Origin of the sequence: Nocardia sp. NPDC057227, assembly GCF_042669725.1 — a bacterium.
Classification (GTDB): Bacteria; Actinomycetota; Actinomycetes; order Mycobacteriales; family Mycobacteriaceae; genus Nocardia; species Nocardia asteroides_A.
Window position 1 is genome coordinate 1 of the sequence record NZ_JBHUXA010000040.1, and the last position, 24907, is coordinate 24907.

Genomic DNA, 24907 nt, shown 5'->3' on the forward strand with positions numbered 1-24907 from the left:
GAGGTGTTGTCGGTGTTGGAGGAGCGTGGGGTTCCGTATGCGGTGGGGATCAACGAGTTCGACGGGTCGCGGACGTATCCGTTGGAGGAGGTCCGGGACGCGCTCGACCTCGCCCCGGAGACGCCGCTGGTCCGGCTCGACGCACGCAACCGCAGCACCTGCCTGCGCTCGCTGATCACCCTGGTGGAGTTCCTCTTCCATCGGCTCGAATCGCGGATGTGAACAAGGCGGTCGCGGTGAGCCGGGGTTCCTGGCTCGGGTATCGGTGGGGGCGGCATGGGTTGAGCGGGTCGCTCGACGGTGCTGCGCGCGCTGACCTACTGTTCCTCGGGGTCCAGGAGACGCGGCTCGGTACGGCCGCGCAGGGATTGCGGCGGCGCGGGATTTCCGGCGCGGTCGGGCCGGATCGGGAGCTGGTGGCGCTCTGGTCCGTGCGAGGGGCGCCGCATGTGCACGCGCGGGAGGATCTCGCCGACCTGCGTGCGGCCGTGGTGCCCGGATCGCCCGAGGTGGAGGCGGTGGCGTCGGCGCTGCGGGCCGTTGTCGACCGGCCGATGGGCAAGGGGGAGGCGAGTGCCGCCGTGACCCGGCGGTTGCCGGAGTCCGCGGTGAGCTGGTGTGCGTCGTGTAAGGCGGCGCATGTGCCCGACGGGGTCTTCCGGTGGGCCGGGTGCCTGGCCGGGCTGGTGCTCGACACCGCTGCCGCGGGGACCGTGCTGCTACCCGGTCTCGACGTGCCCGCTTGCCGCGCGGAGCCGCGGGCGGAGCTGGTCCGCGCCTTCTTCCGGGCCAATGGCCCCGCGAGCGCTGCGTTCGTGCGGGAGCGGCTCGGGCTCGACGCGGTGCCCGAGCTCGGGGAGCCGCTGGTGCCGGTTTCCGTCGACGGGGTTCGCTCGGACCTGCCGGAGTCGCTGGTCGACGCGGTGCACGAGGCGGCTCCGGCCGAAGGTGTCGCGCTCGTGCCGCCCGGTGATCCCTATCCGGCCGACACCAACTCGGGGCTACTCCTGCCGGAGAAGACCTGGCGGCAGCAGCTCCGGCGGGCCGTCTCCCCGCCCGGGGCGGTGCTCGCCGACGGGGAGGTGGCCGGGGTCTGGCGGTACCGACGCCGCGAGCGAGTCGTCACCGTGACGGCGTTCGAGCAGGTCGGGCGGGCGCTCCGCGCGGGGGTCGAGCGGGAGGCCGTCGCCGTGGCCGCCGCGGTGGGCGAATCCGAACCCACGGTGGAGTGGGCCTGATCGACGGCACCGCTCAGCGGTCGAGGGCGGCCAGTACCTGCTTCGCGGTATTGCGATGCCCGGCGGCATTCGGGTGCAGCGGGACGATGGCATCGGCCGAGGTCGGCAGCGCGCCGACCATCCAGCTCTCGCCCGGCTCCGCGCACACGTCGTGCCCCTGCGTCGAGGGCTCCAGATCCACGTACCCGGCTCCGTGTGCGGCCGCCTCGCGCCGGATGACGTCGTTCAGCTGATTGATCTTGCCCTGCAGGTAGGTGGCGTCCGCGGCCCAGGCGGGCTGGGTCTCCGGGCAGCCGCCGTCGCGGATGCCGATCGGGTAGCCGACCAGCACGATGGTGGCGGCGGGGGAGCGGCGGCGGATCTCCTCGATCATGACCCCGTAGGTCGGGGCGAAGCGCTCGATCTGCTCGCCCACCCGATCCCGGCCGCCCGCGGTCTGCGTCGCCGCGCAGGAGACGCCGTTCGGCTCCGGCAGCGGGTTGATACAGCTCACCCCGAGCTGGACCAGCCCGATATCGTTGCCGCCCATGCCGAGCGTCACCAGCGTGGTGTCCGGGGTCAGCGCGTCGTACTGCGGCGCGGCGAGCCCGCTCAGCCCGAACTGCCTGCCCGCCAGATCGGCGCTCACCGCCGCACCGCAGGTGACGTCGCGGAATTCGCTCGGGCGCAGCGCCTGCGCCACCAGCTTGGGGTAGTTCAGCGCGGAGCGGGTGCAGTCGCCGGGAATGCCGCTGGCCGGCGCGCTCGGCGCGATCCCGGAGCCGGCCGAGAACGAATCGCCCAGCGCGACGTACACCTCGGGCTGCGGCGCCGCCGGTGCGGCACCGGCACCGGCCACCGCGATCGCGCACGCACCCAGCGCGGCGCCGACGGCGCGCAGCGCGGGAAACTGACGGGACTGCTGCATGATTCGGATCCTCGCCTGTGCCGGAACACGGATGACCGCCGGACACCAGCGTCCGGCTACCGGCTGGTAGGAAGTGTGGCCGAGGCCACGGCGGGCGTCAAGACGCGATCCGGCGGGCCCTCATCCGTCACCCGGCCCGCGGCCAGCGCGACGCAGTGGTCGGCGCGGAGCGCGTCCGCGCGGTCGTGGGTGGCGTGCACGACGGTCACCCCGCGCTCCCCGGCCAGGTCGAGCGCCGTGTGCACGGCGGAACGGGCCTCGGCGTCCAGCGCGGTACCCGGCTCGTCGAGCAGCAGCAGCTGGGAGCGCGCTGCCAGCGCCTGAGCGAGCAGCGCCCGCTGCCGCTGCCCCCCGGAGAGCGTGTCCAGCCGGCGCCCGGCCAGCGCGGCGAGCCCGAGCGCCTCGAGCGATTCGTCGACCAGGGCGCGATCCGCCCGCGTGAGCCTGCGCCACCACCCGCGCTCCCCCCAGCGCCCCATCGCCACCGTCTCCCGGACGGTGATCGGCAGCGTCGGCGGAACCGCGCTGTGCTGGAGTACGAGCGCGGGCCTGCCCAGCGGTTGCAGCACCGACCCCGCCGTCGGCGCGAGCACGCCGGCGAGCACCGCGAGCAGCGTCGACTTCCCCGACCCGTTCGGCCCCACCAGCGCCGTCACCCGCCCGGCCGGCAGCACCGCGTGCACGCCGTGCAGCACCGGCCCGGCCTCGTAGCCGGCGACGATCCCGGTCAGCCGCACCTCGGTGGCCATCTGTGTCCCCTGTCACTACAGTTGAAATGAAAATCATGTTCATTCTAGGGTGTCGCTTCATGGACTGGCTCTTCGACCCCTTCGCGGTGACCTTCGTGCAGCGGGCGCTCTGGGGCGGGGTGCTCGTCTCCTGCCTCTGTGCCATCGCCGGAACGTGGGTCGTCGTGCGCGGCATGGCCTTTCTGGGCGAGGCGATGGCGCACGGGATGCTCCCCGGTGTCGCCGTTGCCGCGCTGCTCGGCGGCAATCTGCTCGCCGGGGCGGCGGTGAGCGCGGTGGCGATGGCCGCCGGGGTCTCGGTGCTCGGGCGGAATCGCCGGTTCACCCCGGACGTGGCGATCGGGCTGCTCTTCGTCGCCATGCTCTCGCTCGGCGTGGTGATCGTGTCCCGCTCGGAGAGCTTCGCGGTCGACCTGACCGGCTACCTGTTCGGCGACGTGCTCGCCATCGGTGTGGGCGATCTCCGGTTGCTGGCCTGCGCTGTCCTGCTCGCCGCGGTGCTCGCCGCTGCCGGGCATCGCGGGTTCACCGCGCTCACCTTCGAGCCGCGGATCGCCGAGGCGCTCGGGCTGCGGCCGCGGCTCGCCAGGGTCGGGCTGCTTGCCCTGGTGACGCTGGCCGTGGTCGGCTCATTCCACCTGGCCGGGACGCTGCTCGTGTTCGGGCTGCTGATCGCGCCGCCTGCCGCCGCCACCTACTGGGCGCACCGGATTCCGACCACCATGCTGCTGGCCGCGGTCTTCGGCTCGGTGGCGACCGTGGCCGGGCTGCTGGTCTCCTGGCATGCGGGCACCGCGGCCGGGGCGACCATCGCGGCCTGCGCGGTCGCGCTGTTCTTCGGCTCCGCCCTGGTTGCCGCGCTGCGCGAGCGGCTGCGTCGCGGTGCCCGCCCTGCGGTGGCGGTGGCGGCGGCCGCCGCGGTCCTGACCGGCTGCGCCGCCGATCCCGGGCCTGCTCCCGAGATGGATGTGCCACACGGTTACGTCGAGGGTGCGGAGGAGGCCGCCGAGGCGCAGACCCGGCTGGTGCTGGCCGATGCCGAAACCGGCGCTGTCCGGGTGCTCGACCTGATCACGGAGGAGATCACCGAGCTCGACCCGCTCCCCGGCGTCACCGACGCCACGAGCGACGGGCGCTACGTGTACCTCTCCGCCGGCGGCACCGTGCGGGTCGCCGACGCCGGCGCCTGGATGGTCGACCACGACGACCACGTGCACTACTACCGCACGCCCCCCGGCGTCCGCGGCGAGTTCGCCGTACCCACGGTCGCCGAGCCCGCTGTCACCACGCCTACCGGAGCCGCGCCCTCCGATACCGCGCCCTCCGTGACCGCGCCCTCCGTGATCGCGCCTACCGTGACCGCGCCCTCCGGCACCACGGCGGCGGCCGATCGCGCCGTCGCCGTGCTGAACTCGGGCGATTCCGCCACCGTCCTCGACCGCACCGCGCTGGACGCGGGCCGCATCCCCGATCCGGTGACCGTGCCCGGCGCCGCCCTCCCGATCGACGGCGCCCTGGTGAGCGTCGACCCCGCGAGCGGGCAGGTGCACCTGCGCGAACGCGACGGCGCCGTCCGCCGCACCCTCGCCGAGACCTGCCCCGAACCACGCGCAGCGGCCGTGACCAGGCGTGGCGCCGTATTCGGCTGCGCGACAGGCGCGCTCGTGGTCTCCGGCGAGAACGCCCGCACGGTCCCGTACCCCCCTGGCACCGCCCCGGAAGACCGCGCCACCGCCTTCACCCAGCGCCCCGGCGCGAGCGCGCTCACCGCCCCGGCGGGCCGGCGCGGGCTCTGGCTGCTCGACGTCGCCCGCGCCACCTGGACCCGCTTCGACACCGGCCCGGTCCTTGCCGCCGCGACGGCGGGCGAGGGAACCCCGGTCCTCGTGCTCGCCCCGGACGGCGTGCTCCGCGCCCTCGACCCCGCGACGGGAGCCGAACTGGCAAGCCGCCCCCTGACCACCCCCGGCGCACCCGCGCGGATCGCCGTCGACACCACCCGCGCCTACCTCACCGACCCGGAGCGCCGCATCGTGTACGAGATCGACTACCTGGACGCCCTGCGCGTCGCCCGCGAGTTCCCGCTCGACATCACCCCCGCGTACCTCGCCCAGGCGGGCCGATGAAGCGCCTGTTCACGGCGGTGCTCGCCGGGCTGACCGTGCTCACCGCCGCGGCCTGCGGCAGTACCGCCGAGCGCACCGAGATCGTGGTGACCACCGACCTGCTCGGCGACCTCACCCGCGCCGTTGTCGGCGACGCCGCCCCGGTCACCGTGCTCATGCCGACCGGCGGCGACCCGCACTCGTTCGGCGTCTCCGCCAAGCAGGCGGCCGGGCTGGAGCGGGCCGCGCTGGTCGTCGCCAACGGCCTCGGCCTGGAGGAGGGCGTGCTGCGCCACGTCGAGTCCGCCGCCGCGGCGGGCACGCCGACGCTGCTGGTCGGCGACCGGGTGAACCCGCTGCCGTACCGCGACAGCGCCAACCCGGACCCGCACTTCTGGACCGACCCGGCCCGGGTGCGCACCGCGGTCGAGGCCATCCGGGACCGGGTGCTCGCCGACGTCCCCGGCATCGACGCCGCGGCCGTGCGCGCCCGCACCGACGGCTACCTCACCCGGCTGGACGAGCTGGACCGCTGGATGACCGAGCGCTTCGCCGCGCTCCCCGCCGAGCGGCGCAGGTTGGTCACCAACCACCACGTCTTCGGCTACCTCGCCGCGCGCTTCGGGCTCGACGTGATCGGCGTCGTCCTGCCCAGCGGCAGCGCACTCGCCTCGCCCAGCGCCGCCGACCTGGCCGGGCTGGCGGGCGCGGTGCGCGCGGCCGGGGTGACCACGATCTTCGCCGACTCCTCGCAGCCCGACCGGCTCGCCCGCGTCCTCGCCGAACAGGCGGGCGTGCGGGTGCGGGTCACCGCCCTGCACACCGAATCGCTCACCCCGCCGGACGGCGGCGCCCCCACCTACCTGGACATGATGCGCGCCAACACCGACGCCATCATCGCCGGGTGATCCGAAAGATGAGGTAGCACATGAAGTTCCGTTCTCTCGCCGTGGGAGCCTGCGCGGTGGCGCTCACCGCGACCGCCTGCGGCGGCAGCGACGAGCCCGCCACCGTCGCCGACCCGGTGACGGTGACCTACGACGGCGGCATCGCGGTGCTCGACGGCAGCACGCTCGAGGTCGGGCACACCGTCGCCCTGGACGGCTTCACCCGGCTCAACCCCGCGGGCGACGACCGGCACGTCGTGGTCACCAGCGGCTCGGCCTTCCGGGTGCTGGACGCCACCACCGGCCAGTTCACCGGCACCGAGTTCCCGGCCGAGAAGCCGGGCCACGTGGTGCGGCACGCCGGGCGCACGGTGCTCTTCGCCGACGGCAGCGGCGAGGTCACCGCCTTCGACACCGCCGCACTGGCCGAGGGCACCCCGAAGACCGACGTCTACACCACCGCCGCCCCGCACCACGGCGTCGCCATCGAGCTCGCGGACGGCCGGCTGGTGGTCTCGCTCGGTACCGAGGAGCGCCGCACCGGCATGCTCGTGCTCGACCCCGACGGCCGCGAGATCGCCCGCAGCGAGGACTGCCCCGGCGTGCACGGCGAGGCCACCGCGCAGGGCGAGGCCGTGGTGATCGGCTGCCAGAACGGTGCGCTGGTCTACCGGAACGGCGTGCTCACCAAGGTCACCAGCCCGACCCCGTACGGCCGCATCGGCAACCAGGCGGGCAGCGACGGCTCGCCCGTCGTGCTCGGCGACTACAAGCAGGACAAGGACGCGGAACTCGAACGCCCGCAGCAGGTCTCGCTGATCGACACCGCCACCGGCGGGCTGCGCCTCGTCGACCTCGGCACCAGCTACACCTTCCGCTCGCTCGGCCGCGGCCCGGCAGGCGAGGCGCTGGTTCTCGGCACCGACGGCGCGCTGCACGTCATCGACCCGGTGCGCGCCGCCGTCACCCGCAGCATCCCGGTGCTCGCGCCCTGGCAGGAGCCGCTGGAGTGGCAGCAGCCGCGCCCCGCGCTCTTCGTCCGCGGTGGTATCGCCTACGTCTCCGACCCCGCCACCGGCCAGGTGCACCGCATCGACCTGGCTACCGGCGAGCGCACCGCCAGTGTCACGCTGCCCGGCGCGCCGAACGAGCTGAGCGGGGTGCAGCCCGGCCACTGAGCAGTTTCCGCCGGGGGCGGCCCGGGTAGACGAGGGTTACGACGGGGACGACGCGCGCCCCGCGGTACGACGGGAGACCGACATGAACCGCAGCCTCGCCCGCGCCGTCACCGCGGGCGCCGCGCTCGCCCTCGTCCCGCTCGGGGCGGGCGCGGCCGCCGCCCAGGACGCCCCGGTCCCGCTGGGCGGTGGCTCCGGGATCGTCGTCGACAACACTGCGCAGTGCACCGTCACCACCATCGGCTACGACGCCGCTGGCCGGTTGGTCGGGCTGACCGCCGGGCACTGCGGCGACGCCGGGGCCACCGTGGTCGCCGAGCGCGACCACGACCTCGGCGTCGTCGGCCGCTTCGTGCACTCCGACCCGAACCTGGACTACGCCGTCATCCAGTTCGACCCCACCAAGGTGACGCCGGTGAACCGGGTCGGCAACGCCACCATAACCGGCATCGGCGCGCCTGCCCAGTTCCCCGCGGTGGTCTGCAAGAAGGGCCGTACCAGCGGCGAGACCTGCGGCGTCGCCTGGGGCGATGTGCTGAACACCGCCCAGGAGACCTGGACCCAGCTGTGCGTGCTGGAGGGGGACTCCGGGGCGCCGGTCATGGTCGGCAGCACGCTGGTCGGCATGGTCAACGCGTACCTGGGGCTCGGGTGCATCGGCCCCGAGGTCGGGACCACCATGGCCGCCATCGTGAACGATCTGGACGCGCGCGGTTCGGTCGGGGCCGGGTTCCACCCGCTCTGATCGGCCGATGAATTCCGTTCGCGTTCGCCGTCTGCACCCTTGTCGATGTCAGGCAGTGGAAGGACGATGTATGCGCTCGATCTCGGTCACCATGTCCATCACCCTCGACGGGGTCGTGCAGGGGCTCGGCCGCCCCGATGAGGACACCCGCGGCGGGTTTTCCCACGGGGGGTGGGGGCTCCGGTACAACGACGAGATCATGGGCGCGGAGATGGCGCGCGGCATGGCCGAGGCCGGTGACATGCTCTTCGGCCGCCGCACCTGGGAGGACTTCCACCGCGCCTGGGGCAGCGCCACCGACGGCAATCCCTTCAGCACGCACATGAACGCCGCTACCAAATTCGTCGCCTCCACGACTCTGCCGGATGCCGGCATCTGGCAGAACTCCACCCTGCTCTCCGGTGACGCCGTCGAGACCGTCGCCGAGTTGAAGGCCACTCCCGGCCCCGACCTGTCCATCATCGGCAGCGCCGCACTCGTCCGCTCCCTGCACGCGGCGTCGCTGATCGACCGGTACTCCCTGCTGATCCACCCCCTCACCCTCGGCACCGGCACCCGCCTCTTCGACGGCCCCGCCCCGCTCACCGAATTCGAGCTCACCCGCAGCGTCACCACCGGCACCGGCGTCATCATCGCCCATTACTCGAGGCGCTGACGTAGGACTGAACATCGCTGTTTCACGTCCATAGCTCGGCACAGGGGAGGTGGGGCATGTCGGGGTGTACATCCTCGTCCAGCAGGACAACCGCGCCGGGAAGACTCGGGGAGAGTTGTTCGGCCACGCTCTGCGCCTGCGCAGCCGACCCCTGGTAGTCGAGGGTGAGAACGCCGAACTCGATGTGCAGATGCAGTAGAGCCGGAATCTGCGGTGTCGGAGCATGAGCTCGGCGTATGACGTCCTCCGGAGGTAGCGCCCGGCCGGTGAGGCCGAGACGGTGTACCCGGTACCGGGGGCCTTCTCGGGCCACCGGGCGGTCCGGTCCATCGGCCGCCGGTGCGCCGCGCAAGGGGTGCGGCGTCACCCCGGTACCGCGTACGGCCCGACCGTAGGCTTCGAGCGCGGCGATCTCGCTGCAAGAATCCGCGAAGCTTCTGCGGCATCGCGAATGCTGTATAGGGTCGTGCGCAGGGGGTTGCGCAACAGTGATCGGCAGGGGTGGTGCATGCGTGTCACGACCGGTGAGGTGATTCGGCGTATTCGGCTGAGCACCGGCATGACTCAGCGCGAGCTGGGTGCTCTCGTCGGCCTCACGCAACCCGCCATCTCACAGCTCGAACGCGGCGGTCCGGCTGTCCACGATCTCCGCGTCCTCCGTCGAGTGGCCCGTGCACTCCGGGTCCCGCTTGCCATACTGGCAGTGGAGTCGGACGAGGAGGCGAACGTGAATCGTCGCAACTTCCTGCGAACCGGCGCGCTCGGCGCCGGAACAACTGCGCTGCCCTCCGGTGCCCGGTCACCGGTCGATAACAGAACCGCGGCTACATCGACCGGCGCTGTGCGCATCGGCCCAGAGGAAGTGGCCGAGATCGCCGCTAACACCAACGAGCTGCACGAGCTGGATCTCCTGGTCGGCGGTGATCGCCTGTGCCGCGTGGCAACCCACGGTGTGCGCTATGTCGAGCAGTTGCTCGATGGTGCCAGCTATACCGAGTCGGTGGGCAAGTCGCTCACCAGCGCCGCGGCCGAGATGATGACGGCGGCGGGGTGGGTGCACTACGACGCGGGCCGCCTCGACGAAGCGCGTCGCTACTACGCCGGCGCCGCCCAGGCCGGGGCCGCGGTCGAAGACGGGATCGCAGTCGCCCATGCGCTCGGCAATGCCAGCTCGCTGCTGACCGAGTGGAACGGCGGGACCCCGGCGGCCATGCGTCAAGCAGTGCAATACGCCCAGGCGGCATCGCGTGCGGCCCTCGGCAGGGGTGGGCCGAAGTTGCGGGCCCTGCTGGCCATCCGGGAAGCCGACGCACTGGGCATGCAGAATCCGACGCAGAACAAGGCGGCCGTCACGGATGCACTGAGCCGGGCTCACCGTGCGTACGAATCGTCGCGCGGATTCGACCCGGACTGGGTCTACCTCCCCGAGGCGCTCCTCTGCGGAATGACCGGCATCATGCACATGTACCTCGGTGAACATGCTGCTGCGTCGAAGCAGATTCGAGCGGCTGTCAAGGGATCGACAGCCTGGCCCCGGGAGCAGGCGGAGTGGTGCGTTCAGCTCGGGCGGAACCTGGTCCAGGCAGGAGAAATCGCTGAGGGCTGCCAGGTTCTGACCGACCACCGAGAGGCGATCGATCAAATCGCCTCGACCAGGGTTCGACAGAAGTTGGAGCTGGTGGCTGCCGCTGTGCGACCCCACTCGCGGGCACCGGAGGTGCGGGAGTTCTTGGCGTCGCTCTCGTAAAGCCGACTCACCCGGGGTCGCCGTCGTGTGCAGCGCGGACGAAGGCCGCGCAGGAGCCGGCATCCTTGTCCCCGGCGGGCGTCTCGACTCCGCTGTTCACGTCGACGGCATCGGGCCGAACCACCTCGATGGCCTCGGCGAGATTGCCGGGGTGCAGACCGCCCGCCAGGATTACCGGGCGGCCGATCTCGCGCACCGTGCGCACGATCTCCGCGCTGATCGACCAGTCGTGCGTCGCGCCGGTGCCGCCGAGCCGGTCGGTGGTGCGCGAATCGAGAAGTACGGCATCGCAAGTCGCCGCTGCACGACGAGCGGCATCGACCGCGTCGGGTCCGGTGACGTGGACGGCGCGCACCACTTTCCGGCCGCGAGCCAGCGCATGGACCTCTCGGGCGGTCTCGTCGGTGACCAATCCGTGCACCTGGATGACGTCGACGCCGACCTGATCCGCGAGTGCGATGATCGCCGCTGCCTCTTCCAGGTGGGTGACCAGCACACGGGTCACGAAAGGCGGGACCAGCCGGGAGAGTGCGGCGGCGCGATCGGGGTCAAGGGCATCCTCGCTGACGTGCGTGACCCCGCAGATGAAGCCGATCGCGTCCGCCCCGGCATCGACCGCGATGCGGAGGTCCCGCTCGGAACGAATTCCGCAGATCTTCGCGCGAATGGTCACCGGCCCACCGTAGCGAGGCCGGCTCACGCCGCCGGGTCGAGCACCACCTTGATCACGCCGTCCTTCTTCTGCTGGAACTTCTCGTACGCCTGCGGCGCCCCGAGCAGCGGCAGCCGATGTGTGGCGAAGGAATCCACGCCGAGCGGATCCGAGTCAGTGAGCAGGGGCAGGATCTCGGGCGCCCACCGCTTGACGTTCGCCTGCCCCATGCGCAACTGGATCTGCTTGTCGAAGAGGACCCGCAGCGGAAGCGGATCGGCCATGCCCCCGTAGACGCCGACGAGCGAGATGGTGCCGCCGCGGCGGACGATGTCGATCGCCGACTCGAGGGCAGCGAGCCGGTCGACACCGGCGGTGTTCATGAGCTTCTCCGCGACCGAGTCGGGCAGGAAACCGGTGGTCTTCTGCGCGAACGAGGCGACGGGCGACCCGTGCGCCTCCATGCCGACGGCGTCGATCACGGTGTCGGTGCCACGACCCCGGGTGCGGTCGCGGATCACCTCACCGAGGGAAGCCCCGGCTTCGGCGAGGTCGATGGTCTCGATGCCGCGGGCGGCGACCCGGGCGAGCCGCTCCGGCACCAGGTCGACGCCGATCACTCGATATCCGAGGTGCGCGGCGACCCGGCAGGCCATGTCGCCGATCGGCCCGAGCCCGAGCACGGTCACCGAACCGCCGTCGGGGATCCCCGCGTACCGCACGGCCTGCCAGGCGGTGGGCAGCACGTCCGACAGGTAGAGGAACCGGTCGTCGGGCGGGCCGGGCGGCACCTGGACGTGGGTGTGGTCGGCGTGCGGCACCCGCAGGTACTGCGCCTGCCCGCCGGGCACCTGGCCGTAGAGCTTCGAGTAGCCGAAGAGCGCGGCGCCGGAGCCCTGGTCGCGCACCTGGGTGGTCTCGCACTGGGTGGAGAGGCCTCGATCGCACATGAAGCAGTGGCCGCAGCTGATCTGGAAGGGGATCACCACCCGGTCGCCGACCTGCACCGAGCCGACCTCGCTGCCCACCTCCTCGACGATCCCCATCGGCTCGTGGCCGAGGATGTCGCCGGGGCTCATGAACGGGCCCAGTACCTCGTAGAGGTGCAGGTCCGAGCCGCAGATCGCGGTCGAGGTCACCCGGATCACCATGTCGGTGGGGTCCTCGATCCTCGGGTCGGGGACGGTGTCCACCGAGACCTTGCGCTTGCCCTGCCAGGTAACCGCCTTCATGGGTCCTCCTCGTCGTCAGCGGGCGGCTACCCGAGGTGCGCGGCGGAAAACTCGCAACCTTCCAGCGTCGCGCCGGCCAGTTCGGCGATCACGTCGGCGGCGTCGTGCCGCCGGGCGTAGGCGCGGCGCTGCCTGCGCGCTCCGTTGCCGCGGCTCAGCACCTCGGCAACGGTGTCGGTGACGAAGGCGCGGTCGCCGAGCTCGTCCAGTTCCGGGCCGATCCGCCGGACCAGCTCGTCGAGCAGCGCGGGGACCGGGAGCACCCGGCCGGAGACCGGCTCCAGCGCCGCGCCGTCGAGGCCGGAGCGGGCCGCGGTCCAGTAGGCGGCGCGCAGGATCTCGTGCGGGATGTCGGGGGCTTCCTCGTTGCGCGCCAGCGCTTTCCGCGCGTGCAGCACGAGGCCGCGGACCAGCAGGGCGAGCAGCGTGCTCTCCCGCGCGGTGGCGGGCACGTCGCCGACCCTGACCTCGATGGTGGGGAAGGAGAGCGAGGGGCGGACGTCCCAATAGACCATCTTGCGGTCCAGGATGCTGCCGCAGGCGAGCATGGTGTCGACCACCGCCTCGTAGTCGCGCACCGAGCGGAAGTAGGGCGGCGGGCCCGCGCTCGGCCAGCGCCGCCACAGGATGCTGCGCCAGCTCGCGTAGCCGGTGTCCGAGCCGCGGTAGATCGCGGAGTTGGCGCTGAGCGCGAGCAGCGCGGGCAGCCACGGCCGCAGGTGGTTGCTCACGCGCACCGCGATCTCCCGATCCGGCACGGCCACGTGCACGTGGCAGCCGGAGAGCCCCTGCTCGTGCGCGATCATGCCGAAGGCGTCGCCGATGGCGCGGTAGCGCGGGGTGTCGGTGAGCGGGAACTCGTGCGGAACGGTCGGCGGCGCGGCCACCGCGAGCAGCCGGACCCGGTTGCGCGCGGCGCAGTGCGCGACCGCGCCGCGCAGTTCGTGCAGCTGGCGGTCGAGCGCGGCGGCGTCGGTGTGCACGGCGGAGCTGGTCTCGACCTGGCAGCGGGTGAGTTCCAGCTGGAGCTCGACGCCCGCCGCCGCGGCGGTCTCGGCGACCGCGCGGTTGGCGGCGGCGGGGGCGCCGGTCTCCGGGTCGACCAGGAGGAACTCCTCCTCGACGCCCATGGTGAGCTCGGTCATCGGGCCGTGACCGCGTGGACGGCCTGCTTCGGCGCCGACGGCTGCTTCCGCGGCGCCTCGTCGTCACCTGCCTTCGCGAACTCGCGGAGCTGTTCGTGGTCCTCGCGCAGCAGCACGATGGCGTCGCTGGACATGGGGTTCCTCCTCGGTGGGCCGTCCGGGTGCGGGCGAAGTGCCCTGGCGGCGCGGAGCGAAACCGGTCTAGCCCGGCGGCACCGCCGTCCACGGCCGGACCCGCTCCAGCTCCGCGGCCACGCGCAGCACGGTGTGCTCGCCGTTCGGCGGCCCGACCAGCTGGACGCTGCGCGGCAACCCGTCGGCGAACCCGGAGGGGACGGCGGCGGCCGGGTTGCCGCAGACGTTCCAGAGCGCGGTGTAGGCGATCATCGGCACCGTGCGCAGGGTGGCGCGCACCATGCCGGTGCCGTCCAGCCTGCCGATCGGCGGCGGCGGCCCGGCCAGGGTCGGGGTGAGCAGCAGGTCGTAGCGGTCGAAGAGCCGGTTGACCCGGGCCGTGAGCCGCTCGCCGCGCCGCTCGGACCAGCGCAGCACCGCCTGCGGCACCGTCACCCGGCCCAGCCGGATGACCGCGCGGGTGCGCGGCTCCAGCAGCTCCGGGTGTGGCATCCGCCCGGCATCCGCCCGCACGCCGTTGATCACCTGCGGGAGGAAGGCGTCGGTGGGGTCGGGGAGCCGGTAGCGGTCCTCGACGATCTCGTGGCCGAGCCGCGCGAGCGCCTCGGCGGTCTCCCGCACCGCGGCCACGCAGGAGGGGGCCGCGGTGATGCCGGGGGCGCCGGTGCGCAGCAGCAGCCCGATCCGCAGCCGCGGCCCCGGCTCCAGGTCGGTGTAGGAGGAGGTGGGCGCCGGCGCGTGCCAGCGGTCGGCGGCGACGGTGCCCGCGAGCACGTCGTAGAGCAGCGCGCTGTCCGCCACCGTCCTGGTGAGCACGCCGATCGTGCCGAGCGCGCCCCACAGGTCCGGGCGCGGGGCGCTGCTGACCCGGCCGCGCTGCGGTTTCAGCCCGAACACCCCGCAGCAGGCGGCCGGGATGCGGATCGAGCCGCCGCTGTCGGCGCCGGTGGCCGCGGGCACCAGCCCGGCCGCCACCGCCGCGGCGGAGCCGCCGCTGGAGCCGCCCGGGGTGTGCCGGGCAGACCACGGATTGCGGGTGTGGCCGACCGCGGCGCTCTCGGTGTAGGGCCAGATGCCGAACTCCGGCATGGCCGTCTTGCCGACGATCACCGCGCCGGCCGCGCGCAACCGGCGCACCACCTCGGCGTCGGCGTCGGCGGGCCCGCTCCCGGCGGCGACGCCGCCGTAGCCGGTCGGCGCCCCGGCGACGTCGAGCTCGTCCTTGACCGCGATCGGCACGCCGTGCAGCGGCCCGAGCGGTGCGCCCGCGGCCTGCCGCGCGTCCCGCTCGGCGGCCTCGGCCCGCGCCCGCTCGGCCAGGACGAGGGGAAAGGCGCGCAGCCGCGGCTCGGCGCGCTCGATCCGCTCCAGTGCCTGGTCCACGGCCTCCGCGGCGGTGGTCTTGCCCGCGCGCACCTCGGCCGCGGTCTCGGCAACTCCGGCGTACGGCAGCGGAGCGGCCGTGGAATCCGTCATCGTTCGGCTCCCTTCCGCCTGGTTATCGAGGTGAACGCTACGGTGCGCAACACCACGGCGACACCTCCCCGCGCCGGGCGGCGCGCGGGGAATGATGGAGGGGGATTTCCCCGACGGAGAGGAAGTATCGTGCCGGAACCGACACCCGCCCCGAACGCCCCGATCGTCGCCGCGGTGGACGGCTCGGAGACGGCCTACCACGCCGCCGCCTGGGCCGCGGTCGACGCGCGGCTGCACGGCCGCCCGCTGCACCTGCTCTGCTCGATGGCCGTCCCGTTCGGCTACGGCGACCAGCCGACGCTGCCCGCGGGCGAGCGCGACTGGCTGCGGGACGAGGGCGAGGCGGCGCTGCGCGAGGCGGCGCGGATCGCCGAGGCAGCGGCGGGCGGGCCTGTCACCGTGACCGCCGAGCTGACCTTCGACTTCATCGTGCCCACCCTGCTCGACCGCTCGCGCACCGCACACCGGCTCGTGCTCGGCAGCCGCGGGCTCGGCGCCTTCCGGCGCGGGCTGCTCGGCTCGGTGAGCACCGCGGTGGCCGGGCACGCGCACTGCCCGGTCGCGGTGGTGCGCACCCCGGCCGCGACCGACCCGGTGGCCGCGAGCAAACCCGTGCTGGTCGGGGTGGACGGCACCGAGAACAGCGTCGGCGCGCTCGAGGTGGCCTTCGCCGAGGCCGCTTTCCGCGGCGTCGGGCTGACCGCGCTGCACGCCTGGCGCGACACCAGCGGGCTCGACCTGCCGATCGGCGACTGGGCCGGGGTGCGCGACGGCGAGGAGGCGGCGCTCGCCGAGAGCCTGGCCGGCTACGCCGAGCAGTACCCGGACGTGCCGGTGCGCCGGATCGTCGTGGCCGACCGGCCGGTGCGCTCGCTGCTCGACGAATCGGCGAACGCCCAGCTCGTGGTGGTCGGCAGCCGGGGGCGCGGTGGTTTCACCGGGATGCTGCTCGGCTCCACCAGCAACGGGCTGCTGCACTCGGTGGACATCCCGATCGTGGTGGTGCGCGCCGCGGGCTGAGCGCGAACGCCGTTGCCGGGCAGCGTGCTCGGCGATTCCGGTCACAGCCACCCGGTGGGCGGGCGAGGATCGAGGTCCGCTCGCCCTCCGACGTCGAAGGGACCGCCATGGATCGCGCCGTGCCCCGTGCCAGCCGGAAAGCCCCGGACCGCCCGCCCTCGGACGGCGGGCGACCCCGCCGCCCGGGACCGTGGTCCGCCACGACGGAGGCGCCCGGTGCGCGCGCAGTGCGTCGCGATCGCGGGTCGCGCGCGGGCGATCACGCCCACGGCTCGCGCCGAGGCGGCGTGCTGCGGGTGGCCGCGGCACTGGCACTCGCCGTGGCGCCGGGTGCGGCTGCCGCGCCGCAGGCCACCGCCACCGCCACCCAGATGCGGGTGCTCGGCGATATCAACTTCGGCTCGTCCACGACCTACGGCACCGGCTGCACCTACACCGTGCAGGTGCTGGTGACGAACGCGGTGGAGCCGGTCACGCTGCTGGACAACGGCATCCCGATCGCGGTGCGGGTGCCGCAGAGCGGCAACGCGCTGTTCACCTGGATCCCGGCGGTGCCGGGCCCGCACCGGCTCGAGGCCGTCCAGGCGCCCGACCGGGAGCCGACCGTGGCGGGCGAGGTGCGGGTCGGCACCGGAACGCACCTCGGCTACGCCTGCGTGGTCAACGGCGGCTGAGCGTCAGCGGCGCACCCGCCCGGTCATGGTGGTGAGCGGGACCCGGCCGGTCCAGCCGCAGGGCAGCGAGCAGGCGGCGACGACGGCGGTCTGCACGCCGCCGCCCGCCAGCATCTCGGTGGTGGCCGTGGCGCGGGCCGGGTAGCCGCACGCCTCGCATTTGCCGAAATAGTCGAGGATCTCGCTCTCGCGCGAGTAGACCACCGGGGGGCTGTCAGTGGAAGTCATGGGCTGCTCTCGGGACGTGGGAAGTGTGGTCCACCTCACGGTAGGAGCGGGATCGCTGGAAAGCTGCCGGTCAAGCGGTAGTCGGGGACACTCACAGCGGCGGAGCCCGGCCGTTGTGCTGGATCGGCGCGTGTCGCCCGCCGGGAATCGCCGGTGCGGGGTGGTAACGAGGTGACATGCGACCCCAGCACGAGAACTACGACGTGATCGTCGTCGGCGGCGGGCACAACGGCCTGGTCGCGGCGGCCTACCTGGCGCGGGCGGGCCGCCGGGTCGCGGTGCTGGAGCGCTCCGCGCACACCGGCGGCGCCGCCGTCTCGGCGCAGACCTTCCCCGGGGTCGGCGCCCGGCTCTCCCGCTACTCGTACCTGGTGAGCCTGCTGCCCGCGCGGATCGTCGCCGACCTCGGGCTGAACTTCCGCACCGCGCGCCGCCGGATCTCCTCGTACACGCCGGTCGGCGACACCGGGCTGCTGATCGACACCGGTGACCCGGCGCGCACCGCGGCGAGCTTCCGGCGGATCACCGGCGCGGACCGCGAGCACCGCGCCTGGACCGAGTTCGGCGCCCGCACCGGCGCGCTCGCGCGGGCCGTCTTCCCGACGCTCACCGAGCCGCTGCCGACCCGCGCCGAGCTGCGGGCGCGGCTCGGCGACGACGAACTCTGGGCCGCTGTCGTCGAGGAGCCGCTCGGCGCGCTGCTCGAGCGCACCTTCGCCGACGACGTGGTGCGCGGCGTCGCCTGCACCGACGCCCTGATCGGCACCTTCACGCACGCGCACGACCCGTCGCTGCGGCAGAACCGCTGCTTCCTCTACCACGTGATCGGCGGCGGCACCGGCGACTGGGACGTCCCGATCGGCGGCATGGGCGCGCTCACCGCCGAACTCGCCGCGGCCGCGGTGCGGGCCGGGGCCGAGATCGTCACCGACTGCGCGGTCACCCGGATCGAGACCGGCGCGGTGGCCTACGCCGACAGCGCGACCGGTGCCGCCGGGGCGGCGACCGCCGGGCACGTGCTGGTGAATGCCGCGCCCTACGAACTGGATCGGCTGCTCGGCCGCGCGCCGGGGCCGAAACCGGAGGGCGCGCAGCTCAAGATCAATATGGTGCTGGACCGGCTGCCCCGGCTGCGCGACCCGGAAGTGTCGCCGCGGGAGGCGTTCTCGGGCACCTTCCATATCGCCGAGACGTATTCGCAACTGGCTGCGGCCTATCGAGAAGCCGAGGCGGGCGAGCTCCCGGCCGCGCTGCCGTCGGAGATCTATTGCCATACCGTGACCGACCGCTCGATTCTCGATCGGAATTCCGCCGAGCGTGGAATGCACACCCTCACGCTTTTCGGGCTGCACACCCCCGCGCGATTGTTCGCGGCCGATCCGGACGATGCGCGGGAGCGTGCGGTGGCGGCCGCGCTGGCCCGGCTCGACGCGGTACTGGCCGAGCCCATCGCAGGCTGCCTGGCGCGCGACGCCGAGGGAAGGCCGTGCCTCGAGGCCAAGTCACCGCTCGACCTGGAGCGCGAGGTCGGGCTCCCCGGCGGCCACATCTTCCACGGTGACCTGGCCTTTCCCTTCCGGGAGGCCGGGACGGACGACGACCCGGCCGGCCGCTGGGGCGTCGCGACCGGGCAGCCGGGGGTCCTCTGCTGCGGTGCGGGCGCGGTGCGCGGCGGCGGGGTGAGCGGAATCGGCGGGCACAACGCGGCCATGGCCGTGCTCGAAAGCACCGGAAATTCGTGACAATCGTCACTGTTTGACCCGGCGCATCGCCGTTTTGGTCGGCACCGGAAGATGCTTTCCACCTGGGAATGATCGCTGAATTGCGGGAAACAATTCGAATGGCGAAGTAGTTACCGGTGCGTGATCTGCCGAGATTGGTTCGTTATCGTCGCCTGCGGTTGCGCTTCGGAGCGCGGCCCGAGCCGGACCGGCGTAAGCCGGCGACCCCGCCCCGCGGTCCGGCGGACCCCGAATTCGTCCCGGGGGCGGGGGTTCGCTCTGCGGACCGGCGGGCGCAGGGAAGGAAACGCATGTCCCAGCAGCGGAAGACCAAGCAGACCCGGACCATCGGCCGCGCCCTCGGCGTCGCGGCGGTCACCGGCGCACTCGCGGCGGTGCCGTTCGGGATGGCCGCGACCGCATCGGCCGCGGGTAACAACTGGGACCAGGTGGCGCAGTGCGAGAGCGGCGGCAACTGGTCGACCAACACCGGCAACGGCTACTACGGCGGGCTGCAGTTCACCCCGAGCACCTGGTCCGCCAACGGCGGCAGCGGCATGCCGCACAACGCCAGCCGCGCGGAGCAGATCCGGGTGGCCGAGAACGTGCTCGCCACCCAGGGCGCCGGGGCGTGGCCGGTCTGCGGTCAGTACCTCTGACCCGCCAGGAGCGGGGGGCGCGGCCGGTTCGCGGCCGGCGCCCCTGACCCGAGACGTCCGGCGGCCGGATCAGCGCGCGGGCGCTCCTGACCCGAGAGCTCCGGCGGCCGGATCAGCGCGGGGGCGCTCCTGACCCGAGACCTTCGACGGCCGGATCGGCGCGCGGGCGCTCCTGACCCGAGAGCTCCGGCGGCCGGATCGGCGCGGGGGCGCTCCTGACCCGAGAGCTCCGGCGGCCGGATCGGCGCGCGGGCGCTCCTGACCCGAGACCTTCGACGGCCGGATCAGCGCGCGGGAAAGCGGATGATCCGGTCGTCGCCGTCCCTGAGGTCGCCGCGGCCGTCGGTGTTCGATGTGGTGAGCCAGAGCGACCCGTCCGGCGCCACGGCCACCGTGCGCAGTCGGCCGTAGCGGCCGTCCAGCTCGGCGCTCGGCGTGCCGAGCCCGTCCGGGCCGATCGGGACCGTCCACAGCCGCTCCCCGCGCAGCGCGGCGACGTAGAGCGTGCTGCCCGCGACGGCGATGCCGGAGGGCGACGCCTCGTCGGTGCCCCAGGTGACGAGCGGGTCGGCGTAACCGCGATCGGCCCCGCCCGCGCCCTCCACCGCGGGCCAGCCGTAGTCGCGGCCCGGCTCGATCAGGTTGATCTCGTCCAGCCGGTTCTGGCCGAACTCGGCTGCGAAGAGCCTGCCCCTGGAATCCCAGGCCAGCCCCTGCACATTGCGGTGCCCGCGGCTGTAGACCGGCGAGCCGGGCTGCGGGTTGCCCGGCGCCGCCTGCCCGTCCGGGGTGAGCCGCAGGATCTTGCCGCTCGGGTCGGCGGGGTCAGGGGAGCGGCGCGGCTCCCCGGCGTCGCCGGTGCCGACGTAGAGCATCCCGTCCGGGCCGAAGGCGATCCGCCCGCCGTTGTGGTTCCCTGCCTTCGCCAGCCCCTGGAACACCACCTGCGGCTGCTCACCGAGCCGGAACCGCACGATGCGGTTGTCCGACTCCGCGGTGAAGTAGGCATAGAGCAGCTCCGGGTCGGTGGGCGAGACGGCGAGGCCGAGCAGCCCGCCCTCGCCGCGCGCCACCACGCCGGGGACCTGGTGGACGGGCTCGGCGGGGCCGCCGCCGGGCGGGATCCGCAGGATGCGGCCGGTGTCCCGCTCGGCGACGAAGGCGGAGCCGTCCGGGCGGAAGGCGAGCCCCCACGGCACGTCGATGCCGGTGCTGATCTCGGCCGGGGTGTCCAGGTCGGGGATTCCACCCGGGTCGCTCGGCGCGGCCGAGGTCGCGACCGGCGCGGTCGAGAAGCCGCTCGGTGGCGGCGGGAAGTCGTCCGGATCCTCCGCGCCGCAGGCGACGGCCGTGGCGACGACGCAGGCGGCGATCAGGGCACGGGCGGGTCGGCGAAGGCGCATACCGCCAGTATCCGGATTATTCGGACACGGGGTCGCCGAGCTCCGCGTCAGGCGACCCGGCCGGCCGCCTCATCGCCGAGTGCCTGCGCGCGCAGCGCGGCGAGGGTCCTGGTGAGGATGCGCGAGACCTGCATCTGCGACACCCCGAGGTGGGCGGCGATCTGGGTCTGCGTCCGGTTCTCGAAGAAGCGCATGACCAGCACCTCGCGCTCCCGCTCGGGCAGCGCCGCCAGCAGCGGGCGCACCGCGATGGCGTCCTCCAGCAGCTGGTAGGAGGGCTCCTCGCGGCCGAGGGTGTCGCGCAGCGCGAGCGGGGTGTTCTCGCCGTCGTCGTTGCTCGCGGCGTCGATCGAGTTGGTCTGGTAGGCGTTGCTCGCCACCATCGCCTGGGTCACCTCGGCGAGGTCGAGCTCCAGGTCGGCGGCGATCTCGCGGGCGGTCGGCAGCCGGCCGAGCGAGTGCGAGAGCGCCTCGACGGCCGGGCCGATCCGCAGCTGGATCTCCTTGAGTCTGCGCGGTACCCGCAGCGACCAGGTGTGGTCCCGGAAGTGCCGGCGGACCTCACCCATCACGGTCGGCACCGCGAAGGAGAGGAAGGACGAGCCGCGCTCGACGTCGAAGCGGTCGACCGCGAGCACCAGGCCGAGCCGGGCGATCTGCAGCAGGTCGTCGAAGGACTCGCCGCGCCCGGAGAACCTGCGCGCGATGTGCGATGCCAGCGGGAGGCAGCGGGCGATGATCTCGCCGCGCACGGCCTCCCGGCTCGGGTCGCCCGGCGCGAGCGCGGCCAGCTTCTCGAACCAGGGTTCGATGTTCTCGTAGCTGTCGGTCGAACCGGCGGTTGTGCCGGAGCGGGCCGCCGTGGTCTCGCGCGTCATCGGGGCATCCTCGCGTTCGAACTCGGGGTGGATACGGTCGCCGGTTCCCTGCCCGAACCGACGGAAGGTGGGCTGCCCGTCCGGACAGCCCACCCGCGGCGTTCCCCTCTCGGGGCCGCGCGCACTTCCTAGTTCTGGTACCCGCGCTGGCGCGCCTCGTCCACCTTCGCCTCGGCCCTGGCCTTCTCGGCCTCGGCTTCCTTCTGCGCGACCTCGCGCTGGGATTCCGCCTTGTCCTGCTGGGCCCGGCCCTCGCCCTCCAGGCGGTTGCTGCCGGTGACGATCCCGGCGGCCTCCTTGACCTTGCCCTTCACGTCCTCGACAACGCCCTTGATTCCCTCGCGGGGTCCACTGGTGTTCTCGGCCACGATGTCCTCCGAAAGTTGCGTTCAGTGCTGACATCGGAGGCTTACCCGTGAGTCACAACTCGAATCGGGTGAAGGCGGCTAATTCTCGGCTATGAGTCCGGGGTCACAGGTGCGGCAGTACCTGCTCGGCCACCAGCGCCAGGTGGTCGAGGTCGCCGAGGTCGAGAATCTGCAGGTAGACCCGGCTGGTGCCGATCTCGGCGTAGCGGCCGAGCTTGTCCACGACCTCCGCGGGCGAGCCCGCCAGGCCGTTCTGCTTCAGCTCGTCGACCTCGCGGCCGATGACGGCGGCCCGGCGGGCGACCTCCGCGTCACTGCCGCCGACGCAGGCGACGAGCGCGTTGGAGTAGACCAGGTCGTCCCGGCGGCCGTGCTCGGCGACCGCGGTGCGCACCCGGTCGAACTGCGCGGCGGAGTCCGCGATCGAGGCGAACGGCATGTTGAACTCGCTCGCGTAGCGGGCGGCGAGCCGCGGGGTCCGGCTCGGGCCCGCGCCGCCGACGAGCACCGGGATCGGGTCCTGCACCGGCTTGGGCAGTGCGGGGGAGTCGGTGAGGGTGTAGAACTCGCCCGCGTAGTCGAAGGTGTCGCCGGGCTTGGTCGACCAGAGCCCGGTGACGATGGCCAGCTGCTCCTCCAGCCGGGCCAGCCGCCGGTCCGGGAAGGGGATGCCGTAGGCGGTGTGCTCGTCGGCGTACCAGCCGGAGCCCAGGCCGAATTCGACCCGCCCGCCGGACATCCGGTCCACCTGCGCCACCTGGATGGCGAGCGGGCCAGGCAGCCGGAAGGTGGCGGCGGTGACCAGGGTGCCGAGCCGGATGCGGCTGGTGTCGCGGGCCAGCCCGGCCAGCGTGATCCAGGCGTCGGTGGGGCCGGGCAGGCCGTCGGCGCCGCCCATGGCGAGGTAGTGGTCGGAGCGGAAGAACGCGTCGTACCCCAGATCCTCGGCGGTGCGCGCGACGGTCAGCAGGGTGTCGTAGTCCGCGCCCTGCTGCGGTTCGGTGAAGATACGCAGTTCCATGCGGCCCATCCTGCCGCAGGTGGCGGCGGTGTGTGGCGGCGTGCGGCGGGGGGTAGCCGTCGCGCATGGGGCTGGTGCTGATGGGGGTCTCCGGCAGTGGGAAGAGCACGGTCGGTGTGCTGCTCGCGGCCCGGCTCGGGGTGCCGTTCACCGAGGGGGACGAGCTGCACCCGGCCGCCAATCGCGCGAAGATGCGCGCGGGGGTTCCGCTCACCGACGCCGACCGGTGGCCGTGGCTGGATGCCGCGGGTGCCCGGCTGGCCGCCGTCGGCGGGGTGCTGAGCTGCTCGGCGCTGGCCCTGCGCTACCGGGATCGGTTGCGGGAGCTGGTCGCCGGGGTCCGGTTCGCGCACCTCGACGTCCCGCGCGCCGAGCTGGCGCGCAGGCTCGCCGCCCGGCGCGGGCACTTCATGCCCGCGAGCCTGCTGGAGAGTCAGCTGGCGGCGCTGGAGCCGCTGCGCGCCGACGAGCCCGGCTGGACGATTCCCGCGGCGGGCACGCCCGACGAAGTGGCCGCGCGCATCGCGGAGTTGCTCGCAGGGGAGGACTGATCGGGCGGCCCGCTCGATCGACCTGGTGGTCGCCGTGTACGCGGTGCTGGAGGCGGGCGGCGCCTACGCGTCGCGCGCCCGCGGGCGGGTGTCAGCCCGCTTTCGCCAGCTGGGAGCCGATGGCGGTCTCGAAGTCGGGCAGGTCGTCGGGGTTGCGCGAGGTGATGAGGGTCCAGCCGTCGTCGGTGGAGCGCACCACCGCCTCGTCCACCCAGGCGCCACCCGCATTGCCGATATCGGTGCGCAGCGAGGGGTAGGAGGTGAGCGTCTTGCCGCGCACCAGCCCCGCCTCGACCAGCAGCCACGGGCCGTGGCAGATGGCCGCGATCGGCTTGCCCGCCCTGGCGAACTCGGTGGCCAGCTCGACCGCCTTGGGCTCGGTGCGCAGCTTGTCGGCGTTCACCGTGCCGCCGGGGACGACCAGGATGTCGAAGTCGGCGGCGGAGACGTCGGCCAGCGTGGTGTCGGCGGTCGCCACCTCGTCCTTCTCGGTGTCGTGCCGGAAGGTCTGCACATCGCCGCGCTCCGGGGCGGCGTGCACGACGGTGGCGTTCTTGTCCAGCAGCCACTGCCTGGGGGCGACGAGCTCGTCGTGCTCCACCCCGGTCTGCGCGGTGATGATCAGGGCCCGCACGCCGTCGAGATTCGCGGTCATGGTGGGGTCGCTCCTTCCGTTCGCCGGATTCGTGCCTTCGCGGTAGTCGTGCCGCGAGCGGGCCGGCGCAAACCCCGGCGCGGTTACGGAGCGGTGACCTCCGGCCCGGGGCAGCGGGCGTCGGAGAGGTAGGGCACGCACACCCCGGTAGCGTCGGCGAGCAGCATGCGACCCCCGATGAGCAGCGCGAACATGGCGAGCGCGGCGAAGACGAGCACCCAGAACACGGCGGGGAGCCGGGTCAGCCCGGCCAGCTGATCGGCGTCGGAATCCCGGGAGCCGTCCCGGCTGCGGGTGCGCTGCAGCTCCACCACCGGCCTGATCCCGGCGATCAGCAGGAACCAGGTGGTCAGGTAGGCGAACCCGGCCTGCAGCAGGTCGCTGCCGAACCAGGAGACCGCGAACACCGCCCCGCCGACAACGAAGACGGTGAGCGCGCCGTACAGGTTGCGGATCTTGATCAGCATGGCGGCCAGCAGCACGATCGTGGTCCACAGCACCAGGGTGATCCGGTCGGCGCCGAGCAGCGCCGCGAAGCCCAGCCCCACCAGCGGCGGCGCCGGGTAACCCGCGAAGGCGGTGAGGATCATGCCGATGCCGTACGGCTTGCCGCTGGAGACCGTCAGCCCGGAGGTGTCCGAGTGCAGCGTGATGGCGCTCAGCCTGCGGCCGGAGAGCAGCGCGACCCCGGCGTGCCCGCCCTCGTGCGCGATCGTCACCGCGGCGCGGGTGACCCGCCAGACCGGCGTGTAGGCCACGAGCAGGAAGGCCACCGCACCGGTGGCGAGCACCAGCCACCACGGCGGCGGCAGCTGGGTCGAGGTCAGGTTGTCGGCGAGCGACCTGCCCCGGTCGATCAACTCGGCGGAGTCCACCGC

General features: G+C 73.3%; 25 protein-coding genes and 2 pseudogenes. 13 read left to right on the forward strand and 14 right to left on the reverse strand.

Annotated features, from left to right (window positions below; genetic code table 11):
- A pseudogene (locus ACFUJ1_RS33115) lies at positions 1–222 on the forward strand (ATP-binding protein); the annotation flags it as partial.
- Between the two features lie 14 nt (positions 223–236).
- Positions 237–1238 carry a DNA glycosylase AlkZ-like family protein gene (locus ACFUJ1_RS33120; RefSeq protein WP_378651292.1) on the forward strand — a complete coding sequence of 334 codons (1002 nt, stop codon included), beginning with the start codon at positions 237–239 and terminating at the stop codon, positions 1236–1238.
- Between the two features lie 13 nt (positions 1239–1251).
- Here the strand turns inward: ACFUJ1_RS33120 and ACFUJ1_RS33125 are convergent, their stop codons facing one another.
- Entirely contained in the window at positions 1252–2145 is an 894-nt protein-coding gene (locus ACFUJ1_RS33125; RefSeq protein WP_378651255.1) for an SGNH/GDSL hydrolase family protein, read from the reverse strand.
- Positions 2146–2201: 56 nt separating this feature from the next.
- A complete protein-coding gene (gene aztA, locus ACFUJ1_RS33130; protein WP_378651256.1) occupies positions 2202–2894 on the reverse strand; it encodes a zinc ABC transporter ATP-binding protein AztA in 693 nt (230 codons plus the stop codon).
- Positions 2895–2953: 59 nt separating this feature from the next.
- On the opposite strand from aztA, the gene aztB reads away from it, so the two are divergent.
- The 6 genes from aztB to ACFUJ1_RS33160 all read left to right on the forward strand — a co-directional run bounded on the left by aztB (position 2954) and on the right by ACFUJ1_RS33160 (position 10211).
- On the forward strand, positions 2954–5020 hold the full coding sequence (gene aztB, locus ACFUJ1_RS33135; protein ID WP_378651257.1) for a zinc ABC transporter permease AztB: 2067 nt from the start codon (positions 2954–2956) through the stop codon (positions 5018–5020).
- A complete protein-coding gene (gene aztC, locus ACFUJ1_RS33140; RefSeq protein WP_378651258.1) occupies positions 5017–5907 on the forward strand; it encodes a zinc ABC transporter substrate-binding protein AztC in 891 nt (296 codons plus the stop codon). The genes aztB and aztC overlap by 4 nt, the downstream gene beginning before the upstream one ends.
- 20 nt (positions 5908–5927) lie before the next feature.
- Positions 5928–7064 (forward strand): zinc metallochaperone AztD, encoded by a 1137-nt coding sequence (gene aztD, locus ACFUJ1_RS33145; RefSeq protein ID WP_378651259.1) that lies wholly within the window; start codon positions 5928–5930, stop codon positions 7062–7064.
- Between the two features lie 82 nt (positions 7065–7146).
- The gene (locus ACFUJ1_RS33150) at positions 7147–7809 is read left to right on the forward strand and encodes a S1 family peptidase (RefSeq protein ID WP_378651260.1); all 663 of its coding nucleotides are present in this window, start codon (positions 7147–7149) and stop codon (positions 7807–7809) included.
- 70 nt (positions 7810–7879) lie between these two features.
- Positions 7880–8464, forward strand: a complete 585-nt coding sequence (locus ACFUJ1_RS33155) for a dihydrofolate reductase family protein (protein WP_378651261.1) — start codon at positions 7880–7882, stop codon at positions 8462–8464.
- A 508-nt stretch (positions 8465–8972) separates the two neighbouring features.
- Complete coding sequence (locus ACFUJ1_RS33160; RefSeq protein ID WP_378651262.1) at positions 8973–10211, forward strand: helix-turn-helix domain-containing protein; 1239 nt, start codon at positions 8973–8975, stop codon at positions 10209–10211.
- A 7-nt stretch (positions 10212–10218) separates the two neighbouring features.
- On the opposite strand, the gene ACFUJ1_RS33165 is transcribed toward ACFUJ1_RS33160, so the two are convergent.
- From ACFUJ1_RS33165 to ACFUJ1_RS33185, 5 genes are all read right to left on the reverse strand, one after another.
- Entirely contained in the window at positions 10219–10884 is a 666-nt protein-coding gene (locus tag ACFUJ1_RS33165; protein ID WP_378651263.1) for a phosphoribosylanthranilate isomerase, read from the reverse strand.
- Between the two features lie 23 nt (positions 10885–10907).
- Positions 10908–12095, reverse strand: a complete 1188-nt coding sequence (locus tag ACFUJ1_RS33170) for a zinc-dependent alcohol dehydrogenase (RefSeq protein WP_378651264.1) — start codon at positions 12093–12095, stop codon at positions 10908–10910.
- A 26-nt stretch (positions 12096–12121) separates the two neighbouring features.
- Positions 12122–13240: a glutamate--cysteine ligase gene (locus ACFUJ1_RS33175; protein WP_378651265.1), complete on the reverse strand. Its 1119-nt coding sequence runs from the start codon at positions 13238–13240 to the stop codon at positions 12122–12124.
- On the reverse strand, positions 13237–13374 hold the full coding sequence (locus tag ACFUJ1_RS33180; protein WP_378651266.1) for a hypothetical protein: 138 nt from the start codon (positions 13372–13374) through the stop codon (positions 13237–13239). Before ACFUJ1_RS33180 ends, ACFUJ1_RS33175 begins: the two co-directional genes overlap by 4 nt.
- Before the next feature lie 67 nt (positions 13375–13441).
- Positions 13442–14851: an amidase gene (locus tag ACFUJ1_RS33185; protein ID WP_378651267.1), complete on the reverse strand. Its 1410-nt coding sequence runs from the start codon at positions 14849–14851 to the stop codon at positions 13442–13444.
- 129 nt (positions 14852–14980) lie between these two features.
- On the opposite strand from ACFUJ1_RS33185, the gene ACFUJ1_RS33190 reads away from it, so the two are divergent.
- Together ACFUJ1_RS33190 and ACFUJ1_RS33195 are read left to right on the forward strand one after the other, a co-directional pair.
- Positions 14981–15871 (forward strand): universal stress protein, encoded by an 891-nt coding sequence (locus ACFUJ1_RS33190; protein WP_378651268.1) that lies wholly within the window; start codon positions 14981–14983, stop codon positions 15869–15871.
- Between the two features lie 296 nt (positions 15872–16167).
- Positions 16168–16545: a hypothetical protein gene (locus ACFUJ1_RS33195; protein ID WP_378651269.1), complete on the forward strand. Its 378-nt coding sequence runs from the start codon at positions 16168–16170 to the stop codon at positions 16543–16545.
- Positions 16546–16548: 3 nt separating this feature from the next.
- Here the strand turns inward: ACFUJ1_RS33195 and ACFUJ1_RS33200 are convergent, their stop codons facing one another.
- On the reverse strand, positions 16549–16773 hold the full coding sequence (locus ACFUJ1_RS33200) for a hypothetical protein (RefSeq protein WP_378651270.1): 225 nt from the start codon (positions 16771–16773) through the stop codon (positions 16549–16551).
- Positions 16774–16949: 176 nt separating this feature from the next.
- Here ACFUJ1_RS33200 and ACFUJ1_RS33205 point away from each other — a divergent pair, with 176 nt between their 5' ends.
- Complete coding sequence (locus ACFUJ1_RS33205; RefSeq protein ID WP_378651271.1) at positions 16950–18515, forward strand: phytoene desaturase family protein; 1566 nt, start codon at positions 16950–16952, stop codon at positions 18513–18515.
- 290 nt (positions 18516–18805) lie between these two features.
- Positions 18806–19157 (forward strand): annotated as a pseudogene (locus ACFUJ1_RS33210) (transglycosylase family protein); the annotation flags it as partial.
- Between the two features lie 280 nt (positions 19158–19437).
- Here the strand turns inward: ACFUJ1_RS33210 and ACFUJ1_RS33215 are convergent.
- The 4 genes from ACFUJ1_RS33215 to ACFUJ1_RS33230 form a co-directional block, all read right to left on the reverse strand.
- The gene (locus ACFUJ1_RS33215) at positions 19438–20556 is read right to left on the reverse strand and encodes a PQQ-dependent sugar dehydrogenase (RefSeq protein ID WP_378651272.1); all 1119 of its coding nucleotides are present in this window, start codon (positions 20554–20556) and stop codon (positions 19438–19440) included.
- Between the two features lie 47 nt (positions 20557–20603).
- Entirely contained in the window at positions 20604–21434 is an 831-nt protein-coding gene (locus ACFUJ1_RS33220) for a SigB/SigF/SigG family RNA polymerase sigma factor (RefSeq protein WP_378651273.1), read from the reverse strand.
- Positions 21435–21562: 128 nt separating this feature from the next.
- Positions 21563–21802: a CsbD family protein gene (locus ACFUJ1_RS33225; RefSeq protein ID WP_378651274.1), complete on the reverse strand. Its 240-nt coding sequence runs from the start codon at positions 21800–21802 to the stop codon at positions 21563–21565.
- Between the two features lie 103 nt (positions 21803–21905).
- The gene (locus ACFUJ1_RS33230; RefSeq protein WP_378651275.1) at positions 21906–22823 is read right to left on the reverse strand and encodes an LLM class F420-dependent oxidoreductase; all 918 of its coding nucleotides are present in this window, start codon (positions 22821–22823) and stop codon (positions 21906–21908) included.
- A 65-nt stretch (positions 22824–22888) separates the two neighbouring features.
- On the opposite strand from ACFUJ1_RS33230, the gene ACFUJ1_RS33235 reads away from it, so the two are divergent.
- Positions 22889–23374, forward strand: a complete 486-nt coding sequence (locus tag ACFUJ1_RS33235; protein ID WP_378651276.1) for a gluconokinase — start codon at positions 22889–22891, stop codon at positions 23372–23374.
- Positions 23375–23465: 91 nt separating this feature from the next.
- Here ACFUJ1_RS33235 and ACFUJ1_RS33240 read toward each other — a convergent pair whose 3' ends face one another.
- Together ACFUJ1_RS33240 and ACFUJ1_RS33245 are read right to left on the reverse strand one after the other, a co-directional pair.
- The gene (locus tag ACFUJ1_RS33240; RefSeq protein WP_378651277.1) at positions 23466–24029 is read right to left on the reverse strand and encodes a type 1 glutamine amidotransferase domain-containing protein; all 564 of its coding nucleotides are present in this window, start codon (positions 24027–24029) and stop codon (positions 23466–23468) included.
- A gap of 83 nt (positions 24030–24112) precedes the next feature.
- Complete coding sequence (locus ACFUJ1_RS33245) at positions 24113–24904, reverse strand: M50 family metallopeptidase (RefSeq protein WP_378651278.1); 792 nt, start codon at positions 24902–24904, stop codon at positions 24113–24115.
- Between the last annotated feature and the right edge of the window lie 3 nt (positions 24905–24907).

Coding starts and splice junctions, on each gene's coding strand:
- ACFUJ1_RS33240 (WP_378651277.1), bottom strand. CDS start 24,029: ATGACCGCGAATCTCGACGGCGTGCGGGCCCTGATCATCACCGCGCAG.
- aztA (WP_378651256.1), bottom strand. CDS start 2,894: ATGGCCACCGAGGTGCGGCTGACCGGGATCGTCGCCGGCTACGAGGCC.
- ACFUJ1_RS33155 (WP_378651261.1), top strand. CDS start 7,880: ATGCGCTCGATCTCGGTCACCATGTCCATCACCCTCGACGGGGTCGTG.
- ACFUJ1_RS33160 (WP_378651262.1), top strand. CDS start 8,973: ATGCGTGTCACGACCGGTGAGGTGATTCGGCGTATTCGGCTGAGCACC.
- ACFUJ1_RS33125 (WP_378651255.1), bottom strand. CDS start 2,145: ATGCAGCAGTCCCGTCAGTTTCCCGCGCTGCGCGCCGTCGGCGCCGCG.
- ACFUJ1_RS33230 (WP_378651275.1), bottom strand. CDS start 22,823: ATGGAACTGCGTATCTTCACCGAACCGCAGCAGGGCGCGGACTACGAC.
- ACFUJ1_RS33200 (WP_378651270.1), bottom strand. CDS start 16,773: ATGACTTCCACTGACAGCCCCCCGGTGGTCTACTCGCGCGAGAGCGAG.
- ACFUJ1_RS33170 (WP_378651264.1), bottom strand. CDS start 12,095: ATGAAGGCGGTTACCTGGCAGGGCAAGCGCAAGGTCTCGGTGGACACC.
- ACFUJ1_RS33175 (WP_378651265.1), bottom strand. CDS start 13,240: ATGACCGAGCTCACCATGGGCGTCGAGGAGGAGTTCCTCCTGGTCGAC.
- aztC (WP_378651258.1), top strand. CDS start 5,017: ATGAAGCGCCTGTTCACGGCGGTGCTCGCCGGGCTGACCGTGCTCACC.
- ACFUJ1_RS33185 (WP_378651267.1), bottom strand. CDS start 14,851: ATGACGGATTCCACGGCCGCTCCGCTGCCGTACGCCGGAGTTGCCGAG.
- ACFUJ1_RS33235 (WP_378651276.1), top strand. CDS start 22,889: ATGGGGCTGGTGCTGATGGGGGTCTCCGGCAGTGGGAAGAGCACGGTC.
- ACFUJ1_RS33150 (WP_378651260.1), top strand. CDS start 7,147: ATGAACCGCAGCCTCGCCCGCGCCGTCACCGCGGGCGCCGCGCTCGCC.
- ACFUJ1_RS33205 (WP_378651271.1), top strand. CDS start 16,950: ATGCGACCCCAGCACGAGAACTACGACGTGATCGTCGTCGGCGGCGGG.
- ACFUJ1_RS33220 (WP_378651273.1), bottom strand. CDS start 21,434: ATGACGCGCGAGACCACGGCGGCCCGCTCCGGCACAACCGCCGGTTCG.
- ACFUJ1_RS33215 (WP_378651272.1), bottom strand. CDS start 20,556: ATGCGCCTTCGCCGACCCGCCCGTGCCCTGATCGCCGCCTGCGTCGTC.
- aztD (WP_378651259.1), top strand. CDS start 5,928: ATGAAGTTCCGTTCTCTCGCCGTGGGAGCCTGCGCGGTGGCGCTCACC.
- ACFUJ1_RS33180 (WP_378651266.1), bottom strand. CDS start 13,374: ATGTCCAGCGACGCCATCGTGCTGCTGCGCGAGGACCACGAACAGCTC.
- aztB (WP_378651257.1), top strand. CDS start 2,954: ATGGACTGGCTCTTCGACCCCTTCGCGGTGACCTTCGTGCAGCGGGCG.